Annotated in this window: 10 protein-coding genes; 3 read left to right on the plus strand and 7 right to left on the minus strand. The window is 69.6% G+C overall.

Annotation, left to right across the window (positions count from 1 at the left end):
- Positions 1-82 precede the first annotated feature (82 nt).
- The 4 genes from hrpB to AB0I19_RS12270 all read right to left on the minus strand — a co-directional run bounded on the left by hrpB (position 83) and on the right by AB0I19_RS12270 (position 4582).
- Complete coding sequence (hrpB, locus tag AB0I19_RS12255) at positions 83-2716, minus strand: ATP-dependent helicase HrpB (RefSeq protein ID WP_357147684.1); 2634 nt, start codon at positions 2714-2716, stop codon at positions 83-85.
- Positions 2717-2782: 66 nt separating this feature from the next.
- Entirely contained in the window at positions 2783-3208 is a 426-nt protein-coding gene (locus AB0I19_RS12260; RefSeq protein WP_357147687.1) for a PIN domain-containing protein, read from the minus strand.
- Positions 3196-3420: a CopG family transcriptional regulator gene (locus tag AB0I19_RS12265; protein ID WP_181701128.1), complete on the minus strand. Its 225-nt coding sequence runs from the start codon at positions 3418-3420 to the stop codon at positions 3196-3198. Before AB0I19_RS12265 ends, AB0I19_RS12260 begins: the two co-directional genes overlap by 13 nt.
- Positions 3421-3493: 73 nt before the next feature.
- A complete protein-coding gene (locus AB0I19_RS12270) occupies positions 3494-4582 on the minus strand; it encodes a 3-deoxy-7-phosphoheptulonate synthase (RefSeq protein WP_357147690.1) in 1089 nt (362 codons plus the stop codon).
- A 297-nt stretch (positions 4583-4879) separates the two neighbouring features.
- On the opposite strand from AB0I19_RS12270, the gene AB0I19_RS12275 reads away from it, so the two are divergent.
- Positions 4880-5683 carry an NAD(P)H-binding protein gene (locus AB0I19_RS12275; RefSeq protein WP_357147693.1) on the plus strand — a complete coding sequence of 268 codons (804 nt, stop codon included), beginning with the start codon at positions 4880-4882 and terminating at the stop codon, positions 5681-5683.
- 11 nt (positions 5684-5694) lie between these two features.
- Here the strand turns inward: AB0I19_RS12275 and AB0I19_RS12280 are convergent, their stop codons facing one another.
- The 3 genes from AB0I19_RS12280 to AB0I19_RS12290 all read right to left on the minus strand — a co-directional run bounded on the left by AB0I19_RS12280 (position 5695) and on the right by AB0I19_RS12290 (position 10879).
- Positions 5695-6165 (minus strand): carboxymuconolactone decarboxylase family protein, encoded by a 471-nt coding sequence (locus tag AB0I19_RS12280; RefSeq protein ID WP_067492565.1) that lies wholly within the window; start codon positions 6163-6165, stop codon positions 5695-5697.
- Positions 6166-6244: 79 nt separating this feature from the next.
- Positions 6245-7108, minus strand: a complete 864-nt coding sequence (locus AB0I19_RS12285; RefSeq protein ID WP_357147697.1) for an oxidoreductase — start codon at positions 7106-7108, stop codon at positions 6245-6247.
- 54 nt (positions 7109-7162) lie between these two features.
- Positions 7163-10879, minus strand: a complete 3717-nt coding sequence (locus AB0I19_RS12290) for an amino acid adenylation domain-containing protein (protein WP_357147700.1) — start codon at positions 10877-10879, stop codon at positions 7163-7165.
- Between the two features lie 152 nt (positions 10880-11031).
- Here AB0I19_RS12290 and AB0I19_RS12295 point away from each other — a divergent pair, with 152 nt between their 5' ends.
- A complete protein-coding gene (locus tag AB0I19_RS12295; RefSeq protein ID WP_357147703.1) occupies positions 11032-12639 on the plus strand; it encodes an AMP-binding protein in 1608 nt (535 codons plus the stop codon).
- Positions 12640-12684: 45 nt separating this feature from the next.
- Positions 12685-12873: Hsp70 family protein (locus AB0I19_RS12300; RefSeq protein ID WP_357147705.1), on the plus strand; the 189-nt coding region annotated here is incomplete at its 3' end.

A 12873-nucleotide genomic window follows, 5' to 3' on the forward strand; every position in this document is an offset into this window, starting at 1 on the left:
CCATCAGACAGCGGTGATCGGGTGCCCAGCTCGTTGAGTTCAGCTGATCGGGGCGATGCCGCCATCCATGCGGCGGTGCCGATCAGGTGGGGCGGAGGCGGCGGGCGGTGCCTCGGTGGGCGGGGGTTCGGGTGGGGTCTTCGGGCCAGGCGTGTTTGGGGTAGCGGCCGCGGAGGTCGGCGCGGACCTGGGGCCAGCCGGTTTGCCAGAAGGAGGGGAGGTCGGCGGTGACGGCTACGGGGCGCTGGGCTGGAGAGAGCAGGTGCAGGAGGAGGGTGGCGCGGCCGTCGGCGAGGGTGGGCGGGGTGGTCCAGCCGAAGATTTCCTGGACCTTCACCGCGAGGACCGGCTGGTCGGCGCTGTAGTCGACGCGGACGCGGCTGCCCGAGGGGACCTCGAGGCGCTCGGGGGCGAGGTCGTCGAGGCGGGTGGCCTCGGGCCAGGGCAGGAGGCGGCGCAGGGCGGTACCCGCGTCGATGCGGGCGAGGTCGGCGCGGCGACGGGCGGTGGTGAGTTCGGGGCCGAGCCAGGAGTCGAGGTCGGCGAGGAGGGCGTCGTCGTCGACATCGGGCCATGGTGCGCCGAGCGTGCGGTGCAGGAAGGCGAGGCGATCACGCAGGTTGCGCGCGTCGTCGGACCAGCGGAGCAGACCGATCCCCTCCGCGCGCAGTCCTTCCCGCAACGCCGCGCCCACCAACGCCGAATCCGGTTCACGCAGCGGCTTTTCGGACAGCACGATCGCACCCAACCGCTCGACCCGCCGCGCGATCACATCCCCGCCGTCCCACCGCACCTCCTCCCGCACGCTGACCAGCCCAGGCGCCGCCTCCCGCGCCAAATCCTCAGAAGCGATGGCCGCCAGCCGAATTCGGCCCTCTGCCCGCCCGGGATCCCGATCCGCCACGGCAACAGCCAACCACTCCGCCGCCACCAACCCGGACCCCGCAGGCAACGAAACCGCCGTCCCACCCGCCATCAAATACGACCCCGACCCACTCCCCCGCCGCCGCGCCAACCGCTCCGGCTGCGCCAACGCGATCATCAACGCCACCCCTTCTTCGAGCACCCCCACAGCACGGCTTTCCGCGCCGGCCGGCACCGCGCCGCCGGTCTCCGCGCCCGATGCGATTGCGCCATAGGCATTCTCGCCGGGCACGGCCGAGCCATCGGATTCGCCGGCGAGGCGGGTGAGGCGGGTGACTTCTCGGGTCCAGCGGGGTGGGCGTTCGGTGCGGAGAGTGCGCAGGGCCGCGGTGGCATCTGCGCCGGGGGCGAGGGTGTCGTCGTCCATCAGGGCGACCATTTCGGCGGCGAGTTTCGGGCCGAGGTGGGCGGCGCCGTCGAGGAGGGCGCGGGCCAGGCGGGGGTGCAGGCCCAGGGTGGCCATGGCGCGGCCGCGGGCAGTGATGTGGTCGTTGCCGTCGAGGGCGCCGAGGGCGTGCAGGACGGTGCGGGCGGCGGTGAGCGCGCCTTCGGGTGGGGCGTCCCACCAGGCGAGGGCGGAACCGTCGGGGGTGCCCCAGCAGGCCAATTCGAGTGCGAGGCGGGTCAATTCGGTGGTGCGGATCTCGGGGTCGGGGTAGGCGGGCAGGGTGTGGTGTTCGTATTCGGGCCAGCAACGCCAGGCCCGACCGGGCGCCTCACGACCGGCACGTCCGGCACGCTGTTCGGCGACCGCGGCCGAAACACGCACTGTCGCAAGGCCGGAAAGCCCACGCCGATGATCGACCCGCGACACCCGTGACAACCCGGAGTCGACAACGGCACGCACACCGGGCACGGTGAGACTGGATTCCGCTACGGCAGTGGACAACACGACCCGTCGACGCGCGCCCGGCCGTAGCGCACTGTCCTGCGCCGCCCCGGCCAGCCGACCGTGCAACGGCACGACATCCACATCGAGATCACGCAGCAACCCGGCCGTCCGGTTGATCTCACCGACACCCGGCAGGAAAACCAGGACATCGCCCTCGGTCTGATCCAGCGCGACACGCGTCGCCCGGGCGACATGGCCTTCCACCCGTTCCCGGGGCAAGGCCGGCACATAACCGATGTCGACCGGGTACGTCCGTCCCCGCACCTCGAGCACCGGGGCCCGCTCGTCACCACCGAGCAGTTCGGCGAGCCGGTCGGCGGCGACGGTCGCCGAGGTGGCGAGCACGCGCAGATCGGGACGCAGACCCGACCGGGCGTCGAGCAGCAGGGCAAGCAGCAGATCGGCGTCGAGGTGCCGCTCATGGCACTCGTCGAGGATCACCGTGCCGACACCCGCGAGCTCCGGGTCCTGCTGCAACCGCCGGACCAGCAGACCGGAGGTCACCACCTCGATCCGCGTGCGCGGCCCTACCTTGCGATCCCCACGGACCGCGTACCCCACGGTCTCCCCGACCCGTTCCCCGAGCAGCCCGGCCATGCGCGCGGCCGCCGCCCGCGCCGCCAACCGCCGCGGTTCGGCCACCACAACCCGCCCACCGCCCGCCACCGAAGCCCACGGCGCCGTCTTCCCCGATCCGACGAACTCGTCCGTAGCCGAGGCCGACGGCACCGCCATCCCTGGCCCCACGTACTCGTCCGCAGCCAAGGCCAACGGCACCAGCGTCGTCTTCCCGGTCCCCGGGGGCGCGACCAGCACCGCGACACCCCGATCGGCCAGGGTGCGCGTGATGTCCGCCAGCGCGGGCCGCACCGGAAGATCGGGCAGTTCGGGAAGTCTCATCGCCCACAAGTGTGGCGCCCGCGAGACGCCACCCGACATCGGCCTACCGCACCTACAACGTCGAGCTCACGGTAAGAGGTGGAAAGCCTCGGTATGAGCAGGGCGGATCGCTCCGAAGTGCCGGCGGTCGACTGTCGCGATCTCGGTGATGCCCAATCTCTCGGCGGTAGCGACAACCGACGCGTCCGCCGTTCCCAGCGGCCAGTCACGGTAGCGCGCAACGAGTTCGGCGATGCGCAGCCAGTCGCCTGGACGCACCGGCTCTACCTCGAACAACCCCTCGGCGAAGTCACCGAGGAAGCGCACCTCGGCTTCCGCGCCCAATCGCGTGCCGATGAGGTAGGCGGCCTCCGTGATGACGAGCGTTGGAACGATGAGCGGGCCACGGTGGCTTTGGAGTAGCTCCAAACAGGCCCGATGATGGGCATCGTCCGCGTCGACATAGGCGTAGAGCGGGCCCGCGTCGACCAGCAGGCGCGCTATCGGTCCCACTCTCCCCGCAGAATTTCCTCGATCCGCTCGGAAATATCGGAGCGTCCACTGCGACCCGCGCCCGCGGCACCGAATCGGCGAACACCGTGGCCGGGAAGCTGCGCAGCCAGCGCTTCTCTGGTCCACTCCGACACAGTCATGCCACGACGCGCGGCCTCGTGCCGGACGCGGCTGTCGAGGTCGTCGGGGAGCTTGATGGTCGTGCGCTTCATGGTATGCCAGCATACCTTCCGGCAGGCTCTGCGGCCAGAGCCCCGGAATATCCGGGGCTCTCGGCCCGTCGCGTTACCCGCGCCGCTTCGCGACAGCCTGCGCCAGGCGGTCGAGCTGCGTGGCGGTGGTCTCCCAGTCGATGCAGGCATCGGTGATGGACTGGCCGTAGGTGAGGTCGGCGGCCTTGCCGAGGGTGAGGTCCTGGCGGCCCGCGACGAGGAACGACTCGAGCATCACACCGACCACGCCCTGCTCACCGGCGGCGAGCCGGGTCGCGATGTCGGTGACGACGTCGACCTGACGGTTGTGGTCCTTGTTGCTGTTGCCGTGGCTGGCGTCGACCACCACGCGCTGGGGCAGCGACGACTTCTCCAGGCGCAGCTTGGCCTCGGCGACGGAGGCGGCGTCGTAGTTGGTGCCGTTGCTGCCACCGCGCAGGATGACGTGGCAGTCCGGGTTGCCCGAGGTGCGGATCAGCGCCGAACGACCGTCGAGGTCGGTGCCGGGGAAGACGTGGCTGGCGGCGGCGGCCCGCACACCGTCGACCGCGACCTGCACGTCACCGTCGGTGCCGTTCTTGATGCCCACCGGCATCGACAGCGCCGAGGACAGCTGACGGTGCACCTGGCTGGCGGCGGTGCGCGCGCCGATCGCGCCGTAGGAGACCAGGTCCGCGATGTACTGCGGGGTGATCGGGTCGAGGAACTCACACGCCACCGGCAGGCCGAGGGCGGTGATGTCGACGAGCACCTTGCGGCCGATGCCGAGGCCGGTGTTCACGTCGAACGAACCGTCCAGGTGCGGGTCGTTGATCAGGCCCTTCCAGCCCAGCGTGGTACGCGGCTTCTCGAAGTACACGCGCATGACGATGTGCAGCCGGTCGCCGAGTTCCTCGGCCTTGGCGGCGAGCTTGCGGGCGTAGTCGAGGGCGGCGACGGGGTCGTGCACCGAGCACGGGCCGACGATCACCATCAGGCGGTCGTCGTCGCCGTTGAGCACGTCGACGGTGGCTTTGCGACCCGAGCGCACGGTGTCGGCCAGCTCGTCGGTGATGGGGTGCACGAGGCGGACCTCGGCGGGCGAGCGAAGGGGGCTCACGCTGAGGGTGCGCTGATCGTCGAGATCGGAGTGCCGCGCGTCTACGTCAACTGCGGTGGTCATGAGAATGTGGGTCCTTTTCGGTTGAAGGCCGACCCACGGAAATTTCGCTACCCGTCGAGCCGGTCAGGTATCCGGCTCGGGGTGGAGGAAGTCAGCGCGCAGGGTCGCAGACCGGCCCACCCAGGGCCGGCTCGCTAAACCAGAAATATGCGCGCTGCATGCCGTGGACTGTACCACCGGTGAAACGTCGCGGACCCGCGCGTGGTTGCCCGAAGTGCGCACGATCACACCGCCGCGCCGGTTGACCTCAACCTCTGTTGAGTTCCTAGCGTGGGTGCCGAGGAAAGGAAATCGACTGTGACAACACTGGTTACGGGCGCGACCGGCAATACCGGGCGCCAGGTGGTTCGTGAACTCGTCGAGCGCGGCGAGAAGGTCAAAGCACTCACCCGCGATACCGAAAGGGCACGCGCACTCCTCGGCCCCGAGGTGGAACTGGTCAGCGGAACACACACCGAGCCGGACACGCTCGACTGGAGCGGCGTCGACCGTTTGCACGTGACCGTGACGGCGGGTCTGGCCGAGGTGGGCCAGGAACTCGTCGATCGGGCGGTGGCGGCGGGCGTGCGGCGCATCACGGTGGTCTGGGGTGGCGGCGTCGGTCCCGTCGAGCAGGCGATCGAGCGTTCCGGCGTGGAATGGACGCGGCTGGAACCGCAGGAGTTCATGGCGAACACGCTCACCTGGGCCGATTCGATCCGGGCCGAGGGCGTGGTGCGCGAGCCGTACGCGCATCCGAGCGCGCTGGTGCACGAAGCCGATATCGGTGCGGTGGCCGCGGTCGCACTGCTCGAGGACGGGCACGCCGGGCGCGCATACAACCTCACCGGACCACAGGCGCTCACGCCGCAGGAACGATTGGCCGTGCTCGCCGAGGCAGCCGGAAGGAAGATCGCGTTCGTGACAATCAGCCATGAGCAGGCGATCGAGCGGCTGACGGCGACCGGGGTGTCACGGGCGGATGCCGAGTACGTGATCGGCTGGTACGCCGAGTCGAGCCCGGAGTCCCGCACCGTCGACCCGACGGTAGAAAACGTGCTCGGCCGCCCAGCGCGCACCTTCGCGCAGTGGGCGGCCGAATACGGGCACCGATTCGCCTGAGCTCCCGGCTCTCAGCCGAACTGGCCTGCCACGTAGTCGCCCGCCGGGGTGTGGGCGATGGCATTGAGCCGGTTCCAGGCGTTGATCGTCGCGATGGCGGCGATCAACGCGGCGATCTGGTCGTCGTCGTAGTGCTTGCGGACCTGGGCCCAGGTGTCGTCGGTGACCTGGCCGCCGTCGGCGACGCGGGTCGCCTCCTCGGTGAGAGCGAGCGCGGCCCGCTCCGCCTCGGTGAACACGTTGGCCTCGCGCCACGCCGCGACCAGGTTGATCCGCACCGAGGATTCGCCCATGTGCGCGGCGTCCTTGGTGTGCATGTCGACGCAGAAGCTGCACCCGTTGATCTGCGACGCGCGGATCTTCACCAGCTCATGGGTGGCCTTCGGCAGCGGCGAGCCGTCGATCACCTTGGCCGCGGTCTGCAGCCGCTTCACGAAGCTGATGGCGACGGGGTTGTTGTAGAGGTCGAAACGCGCTTCCATGATCACTCCTTCGTCGGGTGGAATACACCTCTACGACGACGCACGGCGCCGAAATGTGACATGGGTGATCGCGATCACCTCAGAGCAGACCGCACAGCTTCTCCGACAGCTCCCAGAGCTCGGCGGCAACGGCGCGATCGTGCGCGGGCGCGGCCATCGCGCACGGCGCCGGGTGGCCCCACAGACCGAACAGGCCGTCGGGACCGTAGAACCCGCCGGGCTCCACGTCGGCGGTGGCGGCGAACAGCGTGGGCAGGGCGCCCTGGGCGGGGCTCTGCGCGAACATCCGGTTGCCGAGCCACATGAAGACTTCCTGCACCGATTCGGTGTGCGACATGAGTTCGGTCGCGGCGTAGCCGGGGTGCGCGGCCACCGAGAGCACCGACGACCCCTCGCCGGCCAGCCGGCGCTGCAGTTCGGTGGCGAACAGCAGATTGGCCAGCTTGGACTGGCCGTAGGCGCGCCAGCGGTCGTAGCGGCGCTGCTCCCAGTTGGGGTCGGTCAGGTCGATGCGGCCGATGCGGTGCGCGTTGCTCGACACGGTGACCACCCGGTCGGCGATCCGGTCGAGCAGCAGGTTGGTGAGCGCGAAGTGGCCGAGATGGTTTGTGCCGAACTGCATTTCGAAACCGTCTACGGTGCGGCGCAGCGGCAGCGCCATCACGCCCGCGTTGTTGATCAGCACGTCGACCCGCTCGATGGACTCGGCGAAAGCGCGCACCGAGTTCAGGTCGGCCAGATCGAGCTCACGCACCTGGGTCTCCCCGGGTAACTCGCTCGCCACCTGCTCGGCCTTGGCCGTATTGCGGCAGGCCAGGATCACCCGCGCGCCTTTCGCGGACAGCGCCCGCGCGGTGGCGGCACCGAGACCGCTGTTGGCGCCGGTCACGATGACAGTGCGGCCGGTCTGGTCGGATAGGTCAGCGGTAGTCCACTTGCTCACCGACCGAAGTGTAGTGCGAGCTGGGACAACCGCGAATCGAGAACCGCCCTCCGGTCAGGACTGTGCCAGGATCTCCTCGTCGGTCATCGCGGCCACCTCGAGATACATGGTCGCGACCGCCGCCAACCTGCCCGGCGTACCGGACTCGTTCTCCCGCTGCGTCATTCGCTTCGCCAGACCCTCGACGCTGCGCGCGGTGAACAGGTCGGCGACCACGGTGTCGGGTGCGTCGAGCCATTCCCGGATGCGGGCGACGGCAGTCGTGGCGAGCACCGAATCACCACCGAGAGCGAAGAAGTCGTCGGTGACGCCGATGCGTTCGGTCGCGAGGACCTCGCCGATCACGGCCGCGAGCGCGCTTTCCAGATCGGTGCGCGGGGCGACGAATTCCTCGGCAGCTTCGCCCTTTTCGAGTACGGCACGAATGGCCTTGCGGTCGGGTTTGGCGTTCGGGGTGAGCGGAAGTTCGGGTAGCAGTTCCAGACGGGTCGGCACCATGTAGGTGGGGACCAGTTCGGCGGTGGCGGCCAGCACGGTGTCGGCATCGAGGACGGTGCCCGGCGTCGGCACCACCAGCGCGACCAGTTTCGGCGCGGCCTTGCCGACCACGGCCGCGACCGCGTGCCGCACGCCGGGCACGGCGCGCAGGGCGCTCTCCACCTCACCGAGTTCCACCCGGTAACCACGGATCTTCACCTGGTGATCGGCGCGGCCCAGGAACTCCAGACCGCCGTCGGGCAGGTAGCGGGCCAGGTCACCGGTGCGGTACCAACGCACACCCTCGTGGGTGACGAAGCGGTCGGCGGTGCGTTCGGGGTCCTTGCGGTACCCGGCGGCCACACCGTCCCCACCGATCCACAGTTCACCGCTCACCCAGTCGGGGCAGTCGTTGCCCGCCGGGCCGACCACGCGGCACCGCACATTGCGCAACGGGGTGCCGTAGGGCACGGCCGTCCACTCGGTAGGCACCTCGGCGCCGACGACCTCGCAGATGGTGGAGTGGATGGCGGTTTCGGTGGCGCCACCGAGACCCGCGAAGCGGCAGTCCGGCGCCACAGCAGCCAGGCGTGCGGGCAGCGCGACATCCACCCAGTCGCCACCGAGGATCACCGTGCGCAGCGACGGCAGCGCTTGCCCGCCCGCCGCGGTGAGCAGCATGTCGAGCAGGCTGGGAACACAGTTGACCAGCGAAACCTCGTGGCGGCGAATGATGTCCACCCAGCGCGCCGGATCGCCGCGTTGCGCGTCGTCGACGGTGACCACGGCGCCGCCCGCCGCGAGCAGGCCGAAGATGTCGTAGACCGAGAGGTCGAACTCGAGGGCCGAGAGGGCGAGGGCGCGGTCGTTCGCACCGATGCCGAAGCGGGCGTCGAGGTCGTCGATGGTGTTCATGGCGGCACGGTGCGGCACCTCGACACCCTTCGGCTTGCCCGTGGAGCCGGAAGTGAACAGCACGTAGGCGATGTTCTCCGGATCGCCGAAGACGGGGCGCGCCAAGGGTTCCGGGTGGTTGCGGGCTTCGGCCAGGTCGACGACCCGGGCCTCGGGGATCTGGGTACCACCGACGGTGAGTACCGCGACGGCGTCGGCGGTGGAGAGGATTTCGGCGCGGCGGGCGGCGGGCTGGTCGAAGCCGATCGGCACGTACACCGCACCGGCGGCGAGCACGCCGAGGACGGCGACCACCTGATCGGGCCCCTTCGGCAACTGCACGGCCACCGAATCACCCGGCGTCACACCGGCTTCGCGCAGGGCACCTGCCACGGCGAGTGCGTCGGCGGCCAGCTCACCGTAGGTCAGCTGCCCGGCGGGCTCCCAGAGCACCGCGGGCGCGGACGGGTTCGTCGCGGCATTCGCAAAGAAGCCCGTGTGCAGCAGGTTTCCGCTCAGGGGCGCGGCCGTCGCGTTCACCCGGGCGCGGGTCGCGGCCTGCTCCACGGGAATTCGCACGCCTGCCTCGGCCTGCCAGCCCGCGAGGGTCGCCGAACTCTGGCCGCCCAGGCGTTCGATGGCCTCGATGTAGCGGGCGAACATGTCCTCGACCATGCCGGGCGGGAAGGCGGATTCGCGGATGTCCCAGTTGAGCAGGAGGCCGCCGCGGACCTCGGTGATCTGGGCGTCGAGCAGTACCTGCGGGCCCTGGGAGATGATCCAGACCGGGTCACCGAAGGTGTCGGTGACGGTGTCGGCGAACAGTTCGCCGAGGTTGAGGGCGCTGGTGTAGACGATGGGGGCCAGCACCGGTTCGCCGCGCTGACGGCCCAGGTCACGCAGGACCTCGAGGCCCGAGTAGGCCGAATGGGCGCCCGCTTCGTGCAGGCGCTGCTGCAGAATGCGCGCACGCTCGGCGACGGTGGCGGGCTCGGTGACATCGACCTCGAGCAGCACCGAGGAGGTGAAGTCGCCGACCACGCCGTCGACCTGCGGGTGCACCGGCTCCCGATGGAACAGCGGCAGATTCAGCAGGAAGCGGCGCTGCGCCGACCAGCCGCCGATGGTCTCGGCGAACACCGAGGCCAGCGCCATCGCCGGGGTGATGCCGCGCGCGTGGGCGGCGTCGAACACCTGCGCCTTGGCCTCCGGGGACAGCCACCGGTGCAGGCGGACGGTGCGGTTCGGCTCCGAAACATGCTGCGCCTGCGGCAGTTCGGGTGCGCCGGGCAGTTCGGCGAGCCGCTCGCGCCACCAGTCGCGGTCGCGTTCGCGCTCCTCGTCGGTGGACGGCTGTTCGGCCAGGTAATGGCGGAATGTGTAGTCCTGCGGTGCCAGCTGTTCGCCGTGGTAGAGCCTGGCGAGGTCGGTGACGAGGATGCGGTAGCTCATGGCGTCGGCGGCGAGCATGTCGACATCGAGGTGCAGGCGGGTGCGGCCGTCGGCCAGACGGGTGAGGGCGATATCGATCACCTGGCCGTCCTCCACGGCCATCCGCTGGTGGGTGCGCTGGTCGCGCAGTTCCGCCAGCCTGCGCTGCGCTTCGTCCTCGGACAGCGCACGCAGATCGGTGACCCCGAACACGGCCCTGCCCGGGCGGTCGAGGGTCTGCTGAGTGCCGTCCGGCAGGAACCTCGTCCGCAGCATCGGGTGGCGCACGAGTAGTTGCTCCACGGCCCGCTCGAGGCGCTCCGGGTCCACGCCCTTGCCGTCGAACTCGACATACAGGTGCGCGGCTACCCCGCCCAACTCCTGCGCATCCGAACGTCCGATCCAGTACGCGTGCTGCATGGGCGCCAGCGGGAACGGAGTGCCGTCGTCGGGGATGACATCCGCTGCGGCAGAGCCATTTTCGCCAGGCGCCTGCGCGCCCTCGGTAGGTGTGGTCGGTTGCGCACCTGCAGCCGTGCCGACACCCGCGGCCTGATTCGATCGGTGCGTGGCCGATGCGCTGGCAGTCGGTCCGGTCGGGCCGACCGTGGCCGACACGTCGTCGGCGATTGCGGTCGGAGCGGACGCGGCAGCGTCCTCGACCGCGGCCGACACCGTGGCGGCCTGCCCGTACTGGGTCGCGGTGGTCAGGGATTCCGGGTCGGCGCCGTTGAGTAAGGCATGCCAGGCGTCGATGGTCGGGTGCGCGGCGAGGAGGGCGAAGTTCACCTTGATGCCGCGTTTGCGCCAGGCGCCCGCGAGTTTCATGGTGCGGATAGAGTCGAGGCCGAGCTGGATCAGGTCGTCGGCGTCGGCGACAGCGTCGGGGGTGATGTCGAGGTGACGGGCGATCGCGGCACGGATCTCGGCACGGTCGATACCGCCGCCGTTCGCGGGTGCTGTCTCCATCTGCCGATCACTCCTTGCTCGCCGTCCGACCCCGGACGGATTTCGATACTGCTCGCCGGCAGCCTACTCCACTGAGATAGGGTTGCCTAACCTATGGTCGAGCACCCCCGGTTCTCGGCCGCTTTGATCTGGATCGACCGGAGGGTTCGACTGTGACTACGTCGACTAGCCATCGCGAGGGCTACGTTCCGTTTCCCGAGGCGGCGGCGCAGGAGTACCGCACGGCGGGCTACTGGTCCGGGCGCACGCTCGGTGACCTGCTGCGCGACACCGCCCGCACCCGGCCGTCGAGCCCCGCGATCCTCAGCGACGCCGCGGTGCAGTCCTACGCCGAACTCGACGCCGCCGCCGATGCCATGGCGCACGGCCTGCTCGCCCTCGGCATCCGCCCGGGCGACCGGGTGATCGTGCAGCTGCCGAATATCCCCGAGTTCGCGACGGCCCTGTTCGGCCTCCTGCGTGCGGGCATCATCCCCGTACTCACCCTGCCCGCGCACCGCCGCGCCGAGATCGAACACCTCGCCGCACTGTCGGAGGCCGTCGCCTACCTGATCCCGGACCGGCTCGGCGATTTCGACTACCGCGAACTGGCCGCCACGGTGCGCGCCGCCGTGCCGTGCCTGGCGCATGTGCTGGTCGCGGGCGATCCCGGCGAGTTCCGGGCCCTCGATACCGTTCCGGCGCAGGGTGATTCGCTGCCCGAGGTGGATCCCGCCGAGATCGCCGTGATGCTGGTTTCCGGCGGGACAACCGGTCTGCCCAAGCTCATCGCACGCACCCACGACGACTACGTCTACAACGCCACCGCGAGCGCGCAGGTGTGTGAGCTCGACGCCGACGACGTGTACCTCGCGACTTTGCCTGCCGCACACAACTTCCCGCTGGCATGCCCCGGCATCTTCGGCACCGTCGCCACCGGCGGGGCCATCGCCTTCACCCTCGACCCGAGCCCCGAGGCCGCGTTCGCCGCCATCGAGAAGCATCGCGTCACCGTGAGCGCCGTGGTGCCGCCGCTTGCTCAGTTGTGGAGTGCCGCGGTGGATTGGGAGGATGCCGATTTGAGCTCGCTGCGGCTGCTCCAGGTGGGTGGCGCGCGGTTGGCCGAGGTGAATGCCCGTGAAGTGGAACCGGCGTTGCAGTGCCGGTTGCAGCAGGTGTTCGGGATGGCCGAGGGGCTGTTGAACTTCACCCGCCTCGATGATGCCGATGAACTGGTCTACACCACTCAGGGCAGGCCGCTCTCGCCTGGTGACGAGATCCGTGTGGTCGATGGTCAGGGCAACGATGTGCCTGCCGGTGAGGAGGGGGAGCTGCTGACCCGCGGGCCCTACACGCTGCGTGGTTACTACCGTGCCCCCGAACACAATGCTCGCGCGTTCACTCCCGACGGGTTCTACCGCAGCGGCGATCTTGTCCGTCAGCTTCCCACCGGGCATCTGGTTGTCAGTGGGCGGATCAAGGATGTCATCAATCGCGGTGGTGAGAATGTCTCTTGCGACGAGTTGGAGGAACATCTGTTGGCTCATCCTGCCGTGCGCCATGCGGCGGCGGTCGGCCTTCCTGATCCGTCGCTCGGTGAGAAGGTTTGTGTGGTGCTGGTGGTGACCGGGTCGTTGCCGACGCTTCCTGAGTTGAAGACGTTTCTTACCGAGCGTGGGCTGGCTACTTACAAGCTGCCTGATTTGATTCGTCAGGCGGATTCGCTGCCGGTTACGGCTGTTGGCAAGATTGATAAGAAGGCGCTGCGGGCTGGTATGTAGGGGTTTACGGCACTCGAGTTCGGGCACCTGCCGGACTCGGGTGTCGTGCGGAACTGCCTTGGTGTTTTGTGCACCACAAAGGTATTGGGCTGTATTTTTGGAGCGCTGGCGCGCTCGAGCGCGGCCCCTGGGGGGCCGCGCGAACAGCGCTCGCTGCTCGATGTCACCCCGCTGTCGCTGGGCATCGAGACCAAGGGTGGCGTGATGACCAAGCTCATCGAGCGCAACACCACC

This window comes from Nocardia sp. NPDC050413, assembly GCF_040655475.1.
Taxonomy (GTDB): domain Bacteria; phylum Actinomycetota; class Actinomycetes; order Mycobacteriales; family Mycobacteriaceae; genus Nocardia; species Nocardia coubleae.